Origin of the sequence: Amycolatopsis sp. DSM 110486, from assembly GCF_019468465.1 — a bacterium.
Classification (GTDB): Bacteria; Actinomycetota; Actinomycetes; order Mycobacteriales; family Pseudonocardiaceae; genus Amycolatopsis.
Genome location: NZ_CP080519.1, coordinates 6,639,275 through 6,655,192, shown reverse-complemented (window position 1 = coordinate 6,655,192; position 15,918 = coordinate 6,639,275). Strand labels below are relative to the sequence as shown.

The 15,918-nt window shown below is 68.0% G+C and carries 35 protein-coding genes and 1 pseudogene; 32 read left to right on the top strand and 4 right to left on the bottom strand.

Annotated features, from left to right (window positions below; all coding sequences use genetic code 11):
* The first annotated feature begins 103 nt into the window (after positions 1-103).
* The 27 genes from K1T34_RS32495 to K1T34_RS32365 all read left to right on the top strand — a co-directional run bounded on the left by K1T34_RS32495 (position 104) and on the right by K1T34_RS32365 (position 9,906).
* Positions 104-406: a hypothetical protein gene (locus K1T34_RS32495; RefSeq protein ID WP_220238559.1), complete on the top strand. Its 303-nt coding sequence runs from the start codon at positions 104-106 to the stop codon at positions 404-406.
* Between the two features lie 67 nt (positions 407-473).
* Entirely contained in the window at positions 474-728 is a 255-nt protein-coding gene (locus K1T34_RS32490; RefSeq protein WP_220238558.1) for a hypothetical protein, read from the top strand.
* 16 nt (positions 729-744) lie between these two features.
* Positions 745-1,020 (top strand): hypothetical protein, encoded by a 276-nt coding sequence (locus K1T34_RS32485; RefSeq protein WP_220238557.1) that lies wholly within the window; start codon positions 745-747, stop codon positions 1,018-1,020.
* Positions 1,017-1,397 carry a hypothetical protein gene (locus K1T34_RS32480; protein WP_220238556.1) on the top strand — a complete coding sequence of 127 codons (381 nt, stop codon included), beginning with the start codon at positions 1,017-1,019 and terminating at the stop codon, positions 1,395-1,397. The genes K1T34_RS32485 and K1T34_RS32480 overlap by 4 nt, the downstream gene beginning before the upstream one ends.
* Positions 1,397-1,657, top strand: a complete 261-nt coding sequence (locus K1T34_RS32475) for a hypothetical protein (RefSeq protein WP_220238555.1) — start codon at positions 1,397-1,399, stop codon at positions 1,655-1,657. The genes K1T34_RS32480 and K1T34_RS32475 overlap by 1 nt, the downstream gene beginning before the upstream one ends.
* Complete coding sequence (locus tag K1T34_RS32470; protein ID WP_220238554.1) at positions 1,654-1,911, top strand: hypothetical protein; 258 nt, start codon at positions 1,654-1,656, stop codon at positions 1,909-1,911. Before K1T34_RS32475 ends, K1T34_RS32470 begins: the two co-directional genes overlap by 4 nt.
* A 235-nt stretch (positions 1,912-2,146) precedes the next feature.
* A complete protein-coding gene (locus K1T34_RS32465) occupies positions 2,147-2,401 on the top strand; it encodes a hypothetical protein (RefSeq protein WP_220238553.1) in 255 nt (84 codons plus the stop codon).
* Between the two features lie 30 nt (positions 2,402-2,431).
* Positions 2,432-2,812, top strand: a complete 381-nt coding sequence (locus K1T34_RS32460) for a hypothetical protein (RefSeq protein WP_220238552.1) — start codon at positions 2,432-2,434, stop codon at positions 2,810-2,812.
* Positions 2,809-2,988, top strand: coding sequence for a hypothetical protein (locus tag K1T34_RS32455; protein ID WP_220238551.1), 180 nt, complete (start codon positions 2,809-2,811; stop codon positions 2,986-2,988). The genes K1T34_RS32460 and K1T34_RS32455 overlap by 4 nt, the downstream gene beginning before the upstream one ends.
* 62 nt (positions 2,989-3,050) lie before the next feature.
* Positions 3,051-3,287 carry a hypothetical protein gene (locus K1T34_RS32450; protein WP_220238550.1) on the top strand — a complete coding sequence of 79 codons (237 nt, stop codon included), beginning with the start codon at positions 3,051-3,053 and terminating at the stop codon, positions 3,285-3,287.
* A gap of 209 nt (positions 3,288-3,496) precedes the next feature.
* Positions 3,497-3,700, top strand: coding sequence for a hypothetical protein (locus K1T34_RS32445; RefSeq protein ID WP_220238549.1), 204 nt, complete (start codon positions 3,497-3,499; stop codon positions 3,698-3,700).
* Between the two features lie 22 nt (positions 3,701-3,722).
* Positions 3,723-4,154, top strand: a complete 432-nt coding sequence (locus K1T34_RS32440; protein WP_220238548.1) for a hypothetical protein — start codon at positions 3,723-3,725, stop codon at positions 4,152-4,154.
* A gap of 58 nt (positions 4,155-4,212) precedes the next feature.
* On the top strand, positions 4,213-4,497 hold the full coding sequence (locus K1T34_RS32435) for a hypothetical protein (protein WP_220238547.1): 285 nt from the start codon (positions 4,213-4,215) through the stop codon (positions 4,495-4,497).
* Positions 4,494-4,667 (top strand): hypothetical protein, encoded by a 174-nt coding sequence (locus tag K1T34_RS32430; RefSeq protein ID WP_220238546.1) that lies wholly within the window; start codon positions 4,494-4,496, stop codon positions 4,665-4,667. Before K1T34_RS32435 ends, K1T34_RS32430 begins: the two co-directional genes overlap by 4 nt.
* A 238-nt stretch (positions 4,668-4,905) precedes the next feature.
* A complete protein-coding gene (locus K1T34_RS32425) occupies positions 4,906-5,268 on the top strand; it encodes a hypothetical protein (RefSeq protein WP_220238545.1) in 363 nt (120 codons plus the stop codon).
* 56 nt (positions 5,269-5,324) lie between these two features.
* On the top strand, positions 5,325-5,510 hold the full coding sequence (locus K1T34_RS32420; RefSeq protein ID WP_220238544.1) for a hypothetical protein: 186 nt from the start codon (positions 5,325-5,327) through the stop codon (positions 5,508-5,510).
* Positions 5,511-5,555: 45 nt separating this feature from the next.
* Positions 5,556-5,942, top strand: coding sequence for a hypothetical protein (locus K1T34_RS32415; RefSeq protein ID WP_220238543.1), 387 nt, complete (start codon positions 5,556-5,558; stop codon positions 5,940-5,942).
* Positions 5,943-5,989: 47 nt separating this feature from the next.
* Complete coding sequence (locus K1T34_RS32410; RefSeq protein ID WP_220238542.1) at positions 5,990-6,265, top strand: hypothetical protein; 276 nt, start codon at positions 5,990-5,992, stop codon at positions 6,263-6,265.
* A gap of 77 nt (positions 6,266-6,342) precedes the next feature.
* A complete protein-coding gene (locus K1T34_RS32405) occupies positions 6,343-6,882 on the top strand; it encodes a zinc-ribbon domain-containing protein (RefSeq protein WP_220238541.1) in 540 nt (179 codons plus the stop codon).
* A gap of 128 nt (positions 6,883-7,010) precedes the next feature.
* Positions 7,011-7,262: a hypothetical protein gene (locus K1T34_RS32400; protein ID WP_220238540.1), complete on the top strand. Its 252-nt coding sequence runs from the start codon at positions 7,011-7,013 to the stop codon at positions 7,260-7,262.
* 75 nt (positions 7,263-7,337) lie between these two features.
* The gene (locus K1T34_RS32395) at positions 7,338-7,547 is read left to right on the top strand and encodes a hypothetical protein (protein WP_220238539.1); all 210 of its coding nucleotides are present in this window, start codon (positions 7,338-7,340) and stop codon (positions 7,545-7,547) included.
* Between the two features lie 89 nt (positions 7,548-7,636).
* Complete coding sequence (locus tag K1T34_RS32390; RefSeq protein WP_220238538.1) at positions 7,637-8,149, top strand: hypothetical protein; 513 nt, start codon at positions 7,637-7,639, stop codon at positions 8,147-8,149.
* 56 nt (positions 8,150-8,205) lie between these two features.
* Complete coding sequence (locus K1T34_RS32385) at positions 8,206-8,469, top strand: hypothetical protein (RefSeq protein WP_220238537.1); 264 nt, start codon at positions 8,206-8,208, stop codon at positions 8,467-8,469.
* A gap of 50 nt (positions 8,470-8,519) precedes the next feature.
* Positions 8,520-8,726 (top strand): hypothetical protein, encoded by a 207-nt coding sequence (locus tag K1T34_RS32380; protein WP_220238536.1) that lies wholly within the window; start codon positions 8,520-8,522, stop codon positions 8,724-8,726.
* 167 nt (positions 8,727-8,893) lie between these two features.
* Positions 8,894-9,133 (top strand): hypothetical protein, encoded by a 240-nt coding sequence (locus tag K1T34_RS32375; RefSeq protein WP_220238535.1) that lies wholly within the window; start codon positions 8,894-8,896, stop codon positions 9,131-9,133.
* A 49-nt stretch (positions 9,134-9,182) separates the two neighbouring features.
* Complete coding sequence (locus K1T34_RS32370) at positions 9,183-9,581, top strand: hypothetical protein (RefSeq protein WP_220238534.1); 399 nt, start codon at positions 9,183-9,185, stop codon at positions 9,579-9,581.
* Positions 9,582-9,657: 76 nt separating this feature from the next.
* Entirely contained in the window at positions 9,658-9,906 is a 249-nt protein-coding gene (locus K1T34_RS32365; RefSeq protein ID WP_220238533.1) for a hypothetical protein, read from the top strand.
* Between the two features lie 62 nt (positions 9,907-9,968).
* Here K1T34_RS32365 and K1T34_RS32360 read toward each other — a convergent pair whose 3' ends face one another.
* Together K1T34_RS32360 and K1T34_RS32355 are read right to left on the bottom strand one after the other, a co-directional pair.
* Positions 9,969-10,136: a DUF397 domain-containing protein gene (locus tag K1T34_RS32360; RefSeq protein ID WP_220238532.1), complete on the bottom strand. Its 168-nt coding sequence runs from the start codon at positions 10,134-10,136 to the stop codon at positions 9,969-9,971.
* Positions 10,136-10,975 (bottom strand): helix-turn-helix transcriptional regulator, encoded by an 840-nt coding sequence (locus K1T34_RS32355; RefSeq protein WP_220238531.1) that lies wholly within the window; start codon positions 10,973-10,975, stop codon positions 10,136-10,138. Before K1T34_RS32355 ends, K1T34_RS32360 begins: the two co-directional genes overlap by 1 nt.
* Before the next feature lie 127 nt (positions 10,976-11,102).
* On the opposite strand from K1T34_RS32355, the gene K1T34_RS32350 reads away from it, so the two are divergent.
* The 5 genes and pseudogenes from K1T34_RS32350 (at position 11,103) to K1T34_RS32330 (ending at position 13,524) form a co-directional block, all read left to right on the top strand.
* Positions 11,103-11,297 carry a zinc finger protein gene (locus tag K1T34_RS32350; protein WP_220238530.1) on the top strand — a complete coding sequence of 65 codons (195 nt, stop codon included), beginning with the start codon at positions 11,103-11,105 and terminating at the stop codon, positions 11,295-11,297.
* Between the two features lie 15 nt (positions 11,298-11,312).
* Positions 11,313-11,492, top strand: coding sequence for a hypothetical protein (locus tag K1T34_RS32345; RefSeq protein WP_220238529.1), 180 nt, complete (start codon positions 11,313-11,315; stop codon positions 11,490-11,492).
* The gene (locus K1T34_RS32340; protein ID WP_220238528.1) at positions 11,485-11,691 is read left to right on the top strand and encodes a hypothetical protein; all 207 of its coding nucleotides are present in this window, start codon (positions 11,485-11,487) and stop codon (positions 11,689-11,691) included. The genes K1T34_RS32345 and K1T34_RS32340 overlap by 8 nt, the downstream gene beginning before the upstream one ends.
* 165 nt (positions 11,692-11,856) lie before the next feature.
* Positions 11,857-12,989, top strand: a pseudogene (locus K1T34_RS54760) (methyltransferase domain-containing protein).
* Positions 12,990-13,029: 40 nt separating this feature from the next.
* Positions 13,030-13,524 (top strand): hypothetical protein, encoded by a 495-nt coding sequence (locus K1T34_RS32330; protein ID WP_220238527.1) that lies wholly within the window; start codon positions 13,030-13,032, stop codon positions 13,522-13,524.
* 82 nt (positions 13,525-13,606) lie between these two features.
* Here the strand turns inward: K1T34_RS32330 and K1T34_RS32325 are convergent, their stop codons facing one another.
* Together K1T34_RS32325 and K1T34_RS32320 are read right to left on the bottom strand one after the other, a co-directional pair.
* Complete coding sequence (locus tag K1T34_RS32325; RefSeq protein ID WP_220238526.1) at positions 13,607-14,098, bottom strand: hypothetical protein; 492 nt, start codon at positions 14,096-14,098, stop codon at positions 13,607-13,609.
* 167 nt (positions 14,099-14,265) lie between these two features.
* Positions 14,266-15,897 carry a hypothetical protein gene (locus tag K1T34_RS32320; protein WP_220238525.1) on the bottom strand — a complete coding sequence of 544 codons (1,632 nt, stop codon included), beginning with the start codon at positions 15,895-15,897 and terminating at the stop codon, positions 14,266-14,268.
* Positions 15,898-15,918 lie beyond the last annotated feature (21 nt).

The window sequence follows — 15,918 nt, the reverse complement described above, 5'->3', positions numbered from 1 at the left end:
GGTGGCCCCCGTTTTTGTGTCGTCTCCCGTTGCCACACCGCAACCCATGTGTGTATAGTCGTAAGCAACAACGGAACACCGGGACCGACACCAGGAGAACACAATGGCCCTCGACCTCACCCCCTTCAAGACCGTCGACCGCATCACCTGGACCCGCCACACCGTCTTCGAGCCGCACCGCGGGGACGACGGCAACCTCCGCGCCTACAACGGCGACGGCCAGATCGCCAGCATCCCCCTCGACACCTGGACCCCCGACAGCCCCGCCGTGTCCCGCGGCTACCAGCCCATGACCGACAACGTCGGCATCGTCGTGGTCGACCCGACCACCCTCGACGACGTCCACAACGCCATCCGCGACTGGTGCCGCGACCAGCTCGGCCGCAACGACGTCACCTTCAGCTGACCCGCCGGGGTGGACACGCACCGAGCGCGTCCACCCCTCGACCACAACCACGACAAGGAGCCCCGCCATGGCACGCCTCAGCGACGCGTGGACCGTCATCGGCACCGCCACCACCCGCAAGGTCCACATGGCGTGGGGCCACAACGGCAACGCGCTCTGCGGCGGCGGGATCGTGGTCACCGACTCGCTCGGGGACCTCGCCGATGGCCAAGAGACCACCATCGCCGCGCTACTGGCCGCGAAGGTCGCACCGACCCGACTGTGCGGCAAGTGCTTCTACCCGCGGTTGCGGGCCATCTACCGGGCCACCTACAACCGCTGACCACGAGAGGGGTTCCGTGCCCAACTTCCGCATCAAGACCATCATCGGCACGTCCAGCACGGGGAGGGTGCACAGCGCCTTCGAGCCCAGCGGCTTGTCCCACTGCGCCCGCGCCCGCGTCACCACCCATCTTGCCGACGTCAACAGCCACACAGAGGCGGACCTCTTCGCCGCGCTGGAGAAGGCCGGCTTCACCACCACCGACCGGTTGTGCCGCCGGTGCTTCATCGACCACGTCCGCGCCCGCTTCGAGGCCCACATCGCCGAACACGCGAAGGAGAACCAGCAGTGAAGGAAGAGACGATCCAGCACACGAGCCCGACGCAGAGGCTTGGGACCGCGCTGGAGCGGTTGGATCGGTTCGAGCGGCTGTCGTGGGTTACGCCGGCGGCTGCCGAGGCCATCCGGGACATGCTCCGTGACCTCGGCGCACCGGAGGTAGCTGGATCGAAGCCAGTCCCCGTGGTGGTCACTATCCATACCGACGACGAGGTGACGGTGGCCGCGCCGTCGTGGGTGGACGTGACCATCCGCTATGCGCTGGCCGAGGGCGACACGTTGTGTTCGTGCGGCCGTCCGTTGCGACGCGACGACGAAGGGGACTGGTACCACATCGATGGTGCCGAGATCTGGGGCGGCGACCACTCCCCGAACCCGGACGAGCGCTGATGGCGGGCATGCGGGAGAAGTGCCGCGAGTGCGGCCATTCGTGGGGTGTGACGATGCTGCCGCGTACGGACGTGCTGTGCTCCGAATGTGCGCGTCCTACGCCGTCGCGCCGGCCGGCCCACTACTGGGCGGCGCGAATGTGGAACTTCCCGACGTCGAACCCGTGGCCGCGTTCGCCGGAGTGGTGGGACGAGCAGACGTCGCGGGCTGACTTGCGGATCGCAGCCGAGTTCGCGAACAGCTTGGAGGTGCGGGCGTGATCGGCATCGACGTGTTCCAGGACGATGACGGTGACGTGTACGTGGTCGGGACGCATGACGTCGCGCGGGCTCGCGATACGGCCGAGCGGTACGCGCTGGCCGAGGACTTCGGTGACTGGGGCCCGGATCTCGCGGATGAGCCACGGCTGTGGTGGTCTGTGCCGAAGTTCGACGCGAGGGCCGAGGAGCACCTCTTCGCGGTTGTGCCGGCGGGGACGTTCGGTGCCGTGGCGGTGGCTAGCTGGCATTGCTGAGAGTGTGAAAGACCCCCGCAGGCGGTGTGGTTGCCTGCGGGGTCTTTTTGGGTTGTCCAGTCTTCTGTCCCGGGTCACCCGTGGGCTGACTGTAGCGGGTGGGCGTGGGGTTGGGTTCACCCTTCGGGGTGGCGTCCTCAACGTTGCCCAGGTCGTGTTGCCTTCTGTTTTGCTCAACGTGTATAGTCGATAACAACAACGACGAACACGGGAGCCAGGCCAGACCATGACCCACATGACCGTCCTCGCCAACCAGCAGCACACCCTCGACAACGCCACCGGCAAATGGACCCGCGTCGCCAAGGGCGTCTACGAGAACTTCGACGGCCGCCAGATCCGCAAGGTCAACCCGAACCGCAGCCTCTGGGCCATCTTCGACACCGATCACACCACCCAGCTCTCCCCCACCAACCCCCGCCAGGCATGGCAGTCCCTGATCATCGCCAAGTACGAAGCCGACCTCCTGCCCCAGCCCACCACCACCGCCTGACCACCCCTTCCCCACGAAACAAGGAGAACCATGACCGCGACCCACGTCGATGGAGTACTCGTCGTCGGCGACGAGCCGACCGTGACCCCGATGAAGACCAACAGCGGCAAGAAGACGGTCGTCTGGGAACAGACCCGCACGCTGCGGCTGGAGGACGGCCGCACCGTGTACGGCTGCCAGCACTGCGACTACACGAGCCCGAACCAGTACAGCGTCCGGCCGCACCTCATGAAGCACAACCGCCGTCGCCCTCACTCGGCGCACGTGCCCTCGGCCGCCAACATGACGCTCGCGAACCTGCTCGAGACGGCCACGCAGATCGACAAGCTCACCACCGACATGGAGGCGTGGAAGGCCCGCGCACTGGACGCCGAGGACAAGCTGCGCGCGCTGAGGGCGCAGACACGATGACCGGGCACGGGAAAGAACTGTTCGTCGCCGCCTCGAACTGTGAGGGCGGCACCAGCAGCTGCACCAACACCGACGTCGACCTCGTCGAAGATCCCTACGACGCAGACGTCTACAACACCACGGTCATGCGGTGGCTCTGCCCGAGCTGCGTGGAACAGATCGCAGAGGCCATCTGACCCGCCAACACCAACCGGGCGGGGCCGGTCAACTCCGGCCCCGCCTAGAAAGGCCCAGGACGATGGACAAGAACCTCCGCGACGGCGCCAGCCGCCTCAGCAAGTTCCTCGACGCCCGCGGCGCAAACGCCCCCGTCCCGCCGGCTGACGTTCTCGCCCGCACGATCACCTACGCCGACGTCCAGGCCTACCCGGATTACTTCATCCTCGGGCCCGGCCAGGCCGTCGCGAGCACGACGGACTGCGGCCACGGCTACAACCTGACCGACGGCTGCCCCAACTGTGGCACCGACGACTGAGGGAGCGGACGTGCCCGACTGCGGCTGTCTCGAACACTGCTGCGCGGGGTTGTGCTGCCCCGACGAGTGCGCCTGTGCCCCGGAGTTCTGCGACTGGCAGGACGCGCCCGAGTCGGACCCGGACGGCGACGAGACCGCAACCTCGTAACACCCTGCAACCGCAACCCATCACCCGAGCGTGGTTGCAGTGGTTGAGCTAACTTGCCCGGGTGAACCAAACCGAGTTGGCGCGGCGCGTTGCGGCGCTCGAAGAGTCGCTGAGCAACGAACGCAATGCACACCTTCAGTTGCGCTCAGAGCTGGCCCGGATGACCGGGTACTACTCGGCACCCGGCGAGATCCCGGTTACCGCGCTCCGGCTGGTGCTGAACGGCGAGCAGATCGCGCACGCACCGTGGAACCGCCACCTGTGACCCCAGACCGAAAGGAACCCTGTTGAACGAGAATCAGGCCACGGCGTCGCGGCCGGCTCCCCCGCCGCTGGAACCGCTCGCGCCCGACTGCTCGCTGTGCGGCGAAACGACGGTGTGGGAGGACGGCTGGCACTGCGAGCAGTGCGAGGCGTTCTGGCCGGCGGACTTCCAGGACGAGCCGGGCGAGTGGGTTGAGCCGGCCGCGTCGCGGTGCCGTTGGGCTGTGCGGCCGAACCCTAGGACGAAGCGCCCTGAGGTTGCGGCGGCGACGTACCGGTGTTTGCTCGCGGAGGGGCATGAGGAGGACCCGAACAAGTTCCCAGACCAGCAGCTTCACGTTGGGGATCGTACGGATTGTTCGCCTGAGGACGTAACCGACCGGTTCAGCTGGTCCCACGGGTCGTCCGAGCGGTTCGACGCGTTCCAGGTCCCGCGGCCGGCGTCGGCCGCGTAGGAGCGAGCTGGGCGCGGGGCCACGAGTTCTGCTGACACACACGCGAAAGGAACCAACCATGGCGATCAACACGCCAACCGAGATGGCCAAGCACTTCCGTGGCCGTCTCAAGCACCACAAGATCAAGGCTCACTGCCGGGTCATGTTCGGCGGCACGCTCGACGGCGCGATCCGGATCACGGCACCCGCCTACGAGGTGACATTCACCGAGGACGAGCAGCGCACGATCCGCACGATCGCCAAGGTGAACGGGATGACGTGGGTGCGCGGTATGCCGATCGACGTCGAGCAGATGACGGACCCGCAGGAGATGTTCTTCTTCATGTCGGCGGTGGCGGCGTGACCGAGCTGGACCAGGAGATGACGGAGCTGTTCCGTCGCGCGGCCGAGGGTGATCAGGCGGCGGCGGATCGGTTCTGGGAGTTGCGGGCGTTGCGGATGGATGCCCGGGAGCAGGTGACTGCGGCTGGCCGCGCGCACGCGTTGGCGATGCTTCGACGGCCGTTCGACTGAGTGTCCGCTGTAGGTGTGCGTTTGGCCCCCTGGTTGCGTCCAGGGGGCCTTTTCGTGTCCGGGGTGAGGGTTTGTGTGCAAATGAGGGTCGGGGGCGTTTGGGCTTGTCGTGGGCGGGCGGCTGGCGGTGTTGTGGCGCGGGTCGCTCGGTGGTGCAAATGACGGGGCAAGAGACCTGGTTGCCACTGTTGCGACGCGTGATGTATAGTCGTTTACAACAGCGACGGAGGGGCACACGATGACCGACACCACCACCTACTACCGCACCGGCAAGGGCAGCCACCGCCACGCCAACCCCCACTGCGCCAACTACCGCCGCTCGATCTTCACCGGCGACATCACCACGATCCCCGCCAACGAGGTCAACGACTGGGCCCCCTGTGAAGCGTGCTGCACCCCCGAAGCCATGAAGGCGTACCAGGAGCTCAAGGCGTCGGCCAAGGCCGCCAGCGACAACGTCTACTGCGAGAACAAGTCCGCGGTGCGCGGCAGCTACAACCCGCGCCTCCTCTACCCCCGAGGCACCTGCCGCGACTGCGGCGCCACCAAGGTCTCGATGACCAAGACCATGAACCTCCGCAAGCACAAGCGGGCCGCCTGACTCCCTGGGGGCGCCAGACCGGCGCCCCCCGTCCGACACAACGAAAGGACCCGACCATGTCCGACTTGATCCCCGCCGCCAAGACCACCAACGGCAAATGGATCGACGTCCGCGTCGACAAGCTCAACGCCACCGTCACGGTTCTCACCCCTGGCACCGGCCAGGCGCTGCCGATGGACCCCGCCCAGACGCGCAAGCTGATCCAGGCGCTGACCGACGGGCTGAAGACCATCCGCAAGTAGCAAGGCGGGCGACACCACGAAATCATCCGTCCAGGAAGGAACACCATGTCCCAGAGCAGCCCCCCGGCCTGGATCACCCCCGGCACCAAGGTCGTCCTCTACAGCAGCCACCCCGGACACCGCGAACCCGGCAGCGTCGTCGTCACGACCATCACCAAGGTCAACAAGCAGTCGTTCAACGTCGAGAGCGCCAACGAGCCGCGGTTCTCGATCGACGGCCAGATCTACGCCAACCGCAAGAGCCGGTGGGGCGCGACGCGCCACTGCATCCCGTTCGACTCTGAAGCCGGCCGCGCCGCGCTCGCGGGCGTCGAATACCGCAAGGCCGTGATCCGTGCCGAGCACGCTGTCGACCTGTGGAAGCGCGAGAAGACCGCCACCAACCGCGCCGCGGCGATCGCCGCACTCCAGGCCCTCCCCGACCAGCCCTGACGCTCCCACCCGCCAGCAGAACCCACCACCCCGAACAGGAGCCCGTCATGCCCCGCCCGACCATGCGCGAAGCCCTCGGCGACGAGATCGTGCGCAACATCAACAGGACTGCCGCGCAGCTGCGCGAGCTGGCCGACCAGATCGAACGCGACGGCGCCTCGGTGGCCCGCATCGGCACGCCCGGCGTTCCTACCGCCGGCTCGATCGCCGCGCGCGTTGTGCATGCGGTCCACAACGGCTTGGCCGGCATGGCGCTGGATGGCCTGATCCGCGCCGCGGGGAACTTCGACACCCACGCGAAGGACGACACGTCGGCCGGATGAGCTCGGCGCGCACGACCGCAACCGGTGATGCACACTTTCCGCAACAGCGAGTTTCGGCGCCGGACGGGGACGGTGGCATGTACTACGACCGCGAGGGCAGGGCGATCGGCCGTACCGAGTGGCTGGAGCTGCAGAACGACGACGCGTATCGGATCGTGCAGCACACGACGGTGACGCCCGTGGCCGGCAACGTGCCCATGGCGGAGGTGTGGACGTCGTGGCTGGGCGCGGACCCGAACCCGTTCCACGGCGACGATCCGACGATCTTCGACACGGTGGCGACCCGCTTCGGCCAGGGTTTCGGGTTGGATCGGCGGCTGTACGGGTCATTGGACGAGGCGCGCTGTGGGCACGCGGAGGCTGTGGCGTTGATGGTGGATGCGGTGGGTCCGTGCGTGGTGCGTGACGTGCCGGCGCCTGCTGCGCCGGCGGTGGGGCGTGAGTTCCGGTGGGTGCAGCGGAACGTCGACAAGCCGCAGCGGTGCCCGGAGTGTCATGCGGTGCGGACGTGGGATCGCACACGGTATGCGCCGCGTACGCGGTTGAGTTGCCCTCGGTGTGGTGTGCGCTGGCGGGTGGGTGATCGTGCGTACCCGTTGCGTGTGAACGTCTGGTAGCCGGTCGAGTTCTCGCACATACGCCCTCACCCGTTTGGGTCGAGGGCGTTTTGCTGTGCGCACCCGCGTTGCCCTGTTGCGCTGGTGTTGTGTATAGTCATTAACAACAGCGCGAGAGAGGAACCGAAATGGCCACCTACACCCTCAAGTACAACCGGACCACCAACCACATCGACGGCCTCCAGATCCGGACCCACAGCTCGGACGACAGCCTCAACTACTCCCTCAACGCCTGCTCGGCCCTCTCCCGCACCGTCCGCTGGGCCATCGGCCCCACCAGCGACAACCTCACCGAGATCCTCGAGACCGCCCGCCTGCGCGGCGGACGGAAGCTCTGCAAGAGCTGCGAGAAGGCCGCCCTCGCCGAACTCGGCAAGTGATCCGCCGGCCGCGCCCCGGAAGCCCCGGGGCGCGGCCAGAAAGGCCCGCAACCCCTCGACCCCCCGGAGGCCACCATGGCGCCCACCGCCGCCCGCCAGAAGCTGATCGACGCCGTGCGTGACTACGCCCTCGGGCAGGCCTTCCACGACGACGCCCACCGTGCCAACTGGGAATACGTCCACCACGAGATGGGCGACTGGGAGATCGACCTCACCATCGGCAAGGCGCGCAAGGCCAACACCGCGCAGGCCGCGATGACGGCTTACGTGCACTCCTTCCACTGACGCAAAGCCCCGTACGCGCTGTTGCCACGGGTTACAGTCTATGTGTATAGTCACAAACAACAGCAGGACGGGACACCAGGAGGAACCCAGTGACCACCCACACCGCCACCCTCGTCGCCAGCCACTACAACGAAGCCGACTACTGGGACACCCCCAGTCAGTACAACCCCGCCGCGGACGGCACCTGGGTCACCTACCGCATCTACAGCCGCTACCAACGCCGCACCCTCAACGCCGACCTGATGTACGTCGGCCCCGACGGCGAAGCCCGTCACGAGTCCGGTGGCCCCATCCTCCCCGGCCCCTACGTCGCCGTCATCTCCCACCCGCCGGTGATCTCGGCTTACTCGCAGAAGCGGCCGGTGAAGGTCATCGAGCTCAACGAGGGCGACATCGTCACCTTCAACGGCCAGCCGATGGTCCTCAAGGACGACCGCCGCGGCTACAACCCCTACTTCGCCCCCGTCACGCACACCGCCGAGCACGACGACTGCGCCGAGTGTCTCGCCCTGATCGGCGCCGCCTACGGCATGGCCAAGGCGACGGGCAGCACGAGCGCCCAGCACATCGAGAACGGCCACGCGGCCACCGTCACCCGCTGACCACACCGGCCGGGCCGCCAGCCGCGGCGGCCCGGCCCGAAACCCGGGAGCAGCACATGAAGTTCGACAAGATCCAAGGTTTCTCCGGCTCCGTGAGCGAGTACGTCAACGACCTCGGTGACCTGGTTGGCCGCATCTACGCGTTCGACACCCCTGCCCGTGAGGTGATCGTGGTCGAGGTGCACGACTTCGACGGCGACACCGACGGCAAGTACGACCCGGTCATCGCGGGTTTGTTCGCCGACTGGGACGAGGCGTTCGAACGGATGGAGAGGCATTTGCGGGAGGCGCAGGCGCCGGACACCGTCCCCCTGGGCTGAGCCGGGCTCGCGGCACGTCGAAGCCCAACCCCATCAACCAAGGAGAACCCGTGCAGATCGACTTCCCGCCCGTCAACACCGAGACCTGGGAACTGAACAACCTGTTCACCGGCGCCGCCAACCACTACCTCTACGGCGACCGAATGAAGCCGCTCAACGCGAGCGTCGCCGCGATCACGGACATGCTCGCGGCGGGACACGCGCCCATCGACGTGCGGCACGCGGCCCAACGCTGGCTGCACAAGAACGACAAGTAGCAAGGCGGGCGACAGGAAGCCACCCGGGGTTCGAGGCCCCGGCGCCCACGTAGGAGACCAGCAGGCGGGTAGGCAGGCCGGGGACGGTATCCCGGATGCCTCTGGCGCAGCGCCGCACAGGCGCGGAGAAGCCCGCCCCCCACCGACCACGACGAAAGGCCGTCAGCATGTCCAAGTTGCCCGCCGTCCAGATGCGCGACGGATCGTTGGTCTGTCCGCGATGCCAGGCAGTGGACCAGATCCGCGAAGTAGATTCCGCCATCCGTTGGAACGAGCTCCACGTTGACGAGCAGGGTGACGTGATCTCTGTGGGCGGCGGAGACGCCCACTTCGAGACCGACCATTACGAATGTCGAGCGTGCAAAGGCGTCGTCGGCTTCCCGTTCGAGATCACCGACTGGAAATGACCGCAAGCCCGCCCTGCCATCCATCACCCACGCGAAGGGACGACTGCCGATGAAGCTCACCGTCACCGATGTCAAGGCGCTCGACCTCGACCGGTTCGAGCTCAACAACGAGTACCGCGAACGCAAGGCCGTCAACGACGAGTTCGACCCGGCTTCGCACGCGTACTACACCCACTGTGGCCACCGCATCCACCTCGAGCCCACCGCCCTGGACGGCAAGCACGCCATCTTGGATGCCAACGCGACGACCCGTGCCGCCGTCCTCGCGATCGAGGCCGAGGTGAACGCGGCGATCGTCGAGGCCGGCGGCCGGAGCGCTGAGCTTGGCTGGACGTTCTCGCGCTTCGCCGGGTGCGGCATGTGCCCCTGCTCCCCGGGTTTCCTCGTCGACGGCGGACACCGGGGGGTGGAGAAGCAGGTGTTTGTGTCGGTCACCGTCACCGACTGATCGGCAGTGCCCCGAGGGCGAGTGGCCGTGCCCACTGTGGCAGCGTGACAAGGCGAAACAGCGAGGGAGGAGCGCGATGGCCGAGGAACAGGCAGTGCCGGACTTCAGCAAGGCGTCGGTGTTCGTGGAGGTCGCTGAGCGTCCGGTCGCGGGTGGGCGGTGGCTCGTGCCGGCCGACAAGGCCGGAGTGTGGTGGCAGAAGAGCCGCGACGACCAGCCGACGGCGTCGGTGATCCGCGACCCGCAGACGATGCGCGAGAACCCGACGTGGCGGCCGGCCACGAAGACGGAGCTGGCTGATTGGCCGATGCCGGCCGCGAACTGACCCTGGAAACACGGGTGCCCCAACACCCCCGAGCGGGTGTTGGGGCACCGTTGTGTCGATCGTCAGATGCGGGCGAGGAACGCCGTCCACGCGTCGCCGTCTACTGCGAGTGTCCCGCCGGCGCGGTCCTTCGTGTCGCGGACCTCGACCAGTTCGGGGTCCGGTTTCACCTCGACACACTCGCCTTGCCCACCGCTGTAGGACGATTTTCGCCACTGCGGTTCCGTCATTAGGTACGCTCCATCTCATCGACAATCTCCCCGATGAGCTTCACTGCTGCCACAGGGCTCATCGAGGCACGGCGGAGTCGTTCCGCCGCGTCTGTGTAGTCCTTCACGTCTCGCGCGTTCGTGAGCGTGGAGGCTGACCGGTACTGCTCGAGATGCACGACCGGCTTGGACTCGTCGCCCTCAATCAAGACGAACGAGCCCTCGCGCCCAGGGTCGTAGCCGAACCCGAATCGCAGCACACGGATCGTCATGTGCGGCAACTCCGCCGTCTGCATGAGGTCGTGCAACTGCGGGATGGCGATTTCGCGTGAGCAGGCGGGGTAACGCAGGGCGTGCTCGCCGATGATCGCCTCGTACCGCACGGGGCCTGCCAACACCGCCTCGCGACGCTTCATTCGCACGTTCGTCCAGTCCTCGACCTGCTGTTCGCTTGTTGCACCAGCAGCGGCGATGACGGATCGGGCGTACGCCCATGTCTGCAACGGGCCGGGGATCATCGTCGGCTGGAAGTTGGTGATGTGCTCGGCGAGCCGTTCGTACTCCGTGACGACGGCGTATTCGCGCCCGATCCCGGGTGTGAGGAAGTTGGGGTCCGCTGCGTCCCGCCACAACTTCAACGCGAGGACGGTCTGTTCGCTCGTGGCGCCGAGCATCCGCAGGTAGTCCGCGAGCTCTTCCTCTTCGGGGCGCAGCTTCGCGTTCTCCCATCGGGAGATGTGCGACGAAGCGCGCCCGAGCGGCTCGGCGGCTTCGCGCTGGTCGAGACCTGCGGCTTTCCGCAACTTCGCCAACAGCAGGCCGAGTTCGACGAGACGAGGCGTATCCCGTGTGCTGGACATGCATCAGATCCTAGAGTATTTGGCCCGTTCAGGTGACGACTGCACGCACCCCTTGCGCCGAATGCATGCATCGGCAAGTGTGATGCACGCAAATCGTAGCGTTGATGCATTCACGAGGGGGCTCCGGATGTACGTCTGGCAGGACGCCGAACCGAGCCGCCACGGACGCGCCAGCCGCGACTCCAAGCCGCTTCCGGCCGGCACCGCGTTCAGCACCGTGTGCGGCCGGCGCGTCACCGCGGTCTCGGTCCCCACCGGCAGCATCTGCCCGAACTGCGACATCCGCATGGCCAGGTTCCAGGCCAGCGGCCTCGTCGACTGACCACACGGTGACCTCATGACCCGATTACTGCTCGTCCCCGACCAGACCACCCGCGACACGTGCGACGACCAGCTCACGCGCTGGCTCCCCCGAGCCCCGCGGCTGCTCGTCTCGTTCTGGCCGGAGGCCGGCCCCGAGCTGCCTCCGGGTGCGGGTGTCCCGACTACCCCGCACTTGGAGGCATTCCATGGCTGACAAGAAGCTGCGTGACCTGCTCGACGACGCCGAAGCGATCGTCTACGGCCTCACCGTCGCCGTCGCGCAGCTGGTCGGTGAGCTGCGTGCGAAGCGCGGCGTCGCCCCGGGCGACATCGACGACCTGCTGAACCGCACAGACCGCCTCAAGAAGGCGCTCACGAGCGCCCACGCCGAGGCGAAGAAGGCGTCCGCGTAAGTCCTGCCGGACCTGCGCGGCGGTCCAGCCCCGCTCTCCCCCTCCTGGGGCTGGACGAGGTCGCATCAGTCCCATCACCCGAGCGGGACTGATGCGACCTCCAGAAACGCGACACCCACCAAGGGAATCCACGGCGCTCGCCGACGAACTCACCGAAGGACAGGCATGACCACAGCCACCAGCAACCAGGCCGACTACCTCCGGCGCGAGTTCGCCGACCGGCTCGCCCGCGCTGGCTACCTCGACAACCCGCGCTGGTTCGACGCGTTCCGCACCGTGCCGCGCGAAGCGTTCGTGACAGCGTTCACCGTCCCCCACCGCGGCGGCCAGCTCCACCACTACGACCTGACCGACCCCGCCGAGGCCGGCACCGCGCTCTCCGCCGTCTACACCGACAACACGCTCATCACCCAGGTCGACGCCGGGGGCACCGCCACCAGCTCCTCCACCGCACCGTCGCTGATGGCGCTCATGCTTCACCAGCTCGACCTCAAAGGCGGGCACACCGTGCTGGAGGTCGGCACTGGCACGGGCTACAACGCGGCCCTGCTGTCGCACTTCATCGGCGCGGGAACGTCACCAGCATCGACATCCACCCGGACCTCATCGCAACCGCGCGCGCCGCGCTGGACGCCGCCGGGCACCGGCCGCACGTGGACGTCGCCGACGGGCGCCTCGGATACCCGTCTCGAGCACCGTACGACCGGATCATCGCGACCTGCGGTCTCGACCGTGTCCCCGCCGCGTGGCTCCAGCAGGTACAGACCGGCGGCAAGATCCTGGTCAACCTGTCGTTCGCGCTGATCCTCCTCACCGTCGCCGACGACGGAACCGCCACCGGACAGTTCGGGGAGACCGCCGCGTTCATGGCCATGCGCGACGACCCGACCGACGTCGCCGCGAACACCGCCGATGTCCTCGCCACCTGCCTCGACGACAGCTCGGAGACGGCGTGGCTGGCCCCGTGGCACGAGCACGCGACCGCCGAACCCGTGGCGTTCCTGCGGAAGCTCCAGATGCCCTCGGTGAAGGTCGTGACCCTCCACGCCCCCGACGGAGAGCAGCTGCTCCTCGTCGATCCCAACACGGACTCCTGGGCTCGTGCTCGACGCGCCGACGGTGGCGCGGAACTCGTGGAGCATGGCCCGCGTCGGCTCTACGCCGAGCTGGGCGCCATCGTGGCCGAGTGGGACCAGCACGGCCGCCCCAATCCCGACCGGTACGGCCTCACCGTCACCGCCGACGGACAGCACACCCTGTGGCTGGACGAACCATCGACGGCGGTCGCGGCACTGTAGACCCACCTCGAATTCCTCAGGACAACCCGGGAGGCTCACGTTGACCACACCAAACGCCTACGACGACCGACTGCGCGAACTTGCTCTTGAGCACCTGCGGACCGCAGGCGTGGTTGATGCCGAGCAACAGGCCGCGGACTTCGTCGAGCGGGTGCAGGCCGGCCGAGCGAACACCCCAGCGGACAACGACGCGCAGCTGTGGGGCGCGACTGTGTCCGCGCTGAGCACGTCGTTGCCGGATGAGCAGCCGCCGATCGTGGCGCGGCAGCTGATCGCGATCCTGCGACGCGTACGGGAACCGCATCGCCGGACCTGGGCGCCCGGCGACGAGCTGCCGACGCCGCCGCCCGCGAAAATGGCCGACCTCGACTGGGATGTGTGGATGCACCAGCAGGCCGGGAACGGGTGCTACCGCATGAGCTCGAAGGATCGCCGCAGGAACGCGGACAGCATCCACGATTACGCGGGCGTCCAGGTCTGGCCGTTCCTGCTCGACGCCGAAGGCCCGTTCACGGAGGTCACCCCTACACGGTGAGTCCGGCCGACTCCTGCCGTGCCTCAAACACAACGGCCCACCATCCGACTGGATGGTGGGCCGTTCCTTTGTGACCGCCGGTCTACCCCAGCGCCTTCGCGAACGTGTCGACAGACCCTTCATCGAGCCCCGCAACTCCCCACAACACCGGGGCGTCCCCCGTCCGCGTCGGCCCAACGGCCTGATACTGCTTCACCCACGCGTCCCTCTGCGCCGCATCGGTGAACACCGCGACGTACACCAGGCCATCCCCAACCTGGCAGCGCGCCGCGCCCGCGGTTCCGTCTTTCGCGGCCGGCGCCGTCTTGCAGCCGGCCTTGTCCAGCATCGTCTTCAGCTCGGCGAGGTGATCCCCCGCGGCCGGCGCGGACGGTGCGGCACTCGTCGTCGCCGGTGCGGGTGCGCCCGAGGAGGCAGGAGCACCCGGCAGGCCCGGCACAGGCAGACCGGGCAGCGACGACGGGACAGGCAACTGCGGGACACTCGGCAGCCCCGGCAGGCTCGGCAACGCCGAGCTACACGCGGAGAGCGCGACACACGCCCCGACAACCAGGGCCAGACGAACGAACCTCACGCGCCATATTGAACACCGCCCACAGTGGACACCCTCCACCGGAGCACCACATCACAGCCCGGATCCCGTGCAGGGCAGACGTTTCCCAAGATCACGACAAACGAAAACCCCCGCACCCCGTGGACTGGGGTGCGGGGGCCTCGATCCCCGGAAGAACCGGAGAGCCTCTACCGAGCGTTGCGACCGACGTCCCACGCCAATTCCTGCTGGCCGCCACGCTCGATCCGCTCGAAGTCCTGCTCGTGGACCCGCTTGAACGTGGTCTGACCCTCACGCAGGGACTCGGCAACACCGTTCGCGGCGGTGTTGAACTCGTCGAGGACGTCGCTCATGCCCGGGGCGAGCCGGACGGAGCCCTTGCCGGCGTCGGCGAACCGCTTGAGCATGCCGCCGACGTTCTCGACGGCCACCGCGGCGTCACCCATGCCGTCGTGCAGCTCGGTCGCGGACTCGAAGTGGTCCATCGGCGCGCCGGTTGCCTCGATGATGCCGTTGAACCGGTTGCCTCGGGTTGCGGTGCCGGTGGCGGCGGTGTCGCTGGCGCGGACGATGGATGCGCGGTGCTTGCCGGAGTTGCTGGCCATGGTCGTTTCTCCTGTTGCTCCTGCGGAATTGGTGTCGTTTGGCCTGGTGACCATGATATCAGGACGGTCCGACTCAGTTGCATTGTCGGTTTGTCCATGTTTTCCGGTGTTTTGTTCGAGCTTGTCGAGGTCGCGGAGTGCCTTGGCGCTGGGGTGCTGTTGGCGGGCTGGGTCGCCGTTTGTCCACTTGGGCTGGCGGGGGTTGTGGAGGTTGCGGAGTTTGTCGGCGAGGTCTCCGAGGTTGCGGCTGGTGTTCTGGCTGTTCGGGTTCTTCTTGCCGGTGGTGTTGGTGTCTCGTCGTTTGGTGTTGCGTCCGGTGCCGTTGTTGCGGTTGCGGCCGAGGCCGCCGAGGAGGCCTTTGCCGCCGGTGCGGCCGGCGCCGCTGCCGCGGCCGTTGGTGCGTCCGGTCCCGCGTCCCGCGCCGCTGCCGGTGCTGCGGCCTTTCGTGCTGCGTCCCATGAGCCCGGCGAGGCCGCCGCTTCGGCTCTTGCTGTTCTTGCTGCCGGTGGTGCGGCCCTTGGGTGCGCCGCTGCCGGGGCGGGAGCTGCTCTTGGTGCTTCCGGCCGTGCGGGGGTTGGCGGAGCGCTTGGAGCGGAGCTGGGAGGCGATGCCGCCGCCACGGGAGCGCTGCATCGCGGCTGCTGCGGCACGGCGAGTGCCGAGGCCGGTCTTCTTGCCGCCACCACGGCCGCCGCCGAGCATGCGGGACAGGGAGCCTCCAGCGCGTCCGCGTGATCCGCCGATGCCGCCGCCCTTGCCCTTGCCGACGAGGCCGGACAGTCCCCCGCGACGCGCGCCCCCGCCTCCGCCGCTGCTGGTGGTGCGGCGGGTGGTGGTGCGGGAGCTGCCGGGGCGCGAGCCGAGGATCTTGTCGCGTTCGCGTCCGCCCTTGGAGCGGTCGGCGGCCTTGCCGAGCGCGTTGGCGGCCCGGCGGAGGCCGAGGCGGGCGGAGATGCCGGGGCCGAACTTCTTGACGGCGTAGGTGCCGCCGACGGTTCCGGCGGTGATGGCTCCGGCCGCGAGGAGCCCGGTGGGGCCGAACTGGGTGCCGATGGTGGCGCCCCCGGCGACGGTGGCGGGGACGGCGACGGCGAGCGCGCGCGGGGACTTCCAGATCTTCGGCTTGGCCGGGGTGGTGGGCTGGTCCGGGGTGGGGATCTTCGGTTCGGGCTTGGTGTTCTTGCTGTTGGCGCCGGTCTTGGCGGTGTCGGACATCGGGTTCCTTGGGGGCGTGGT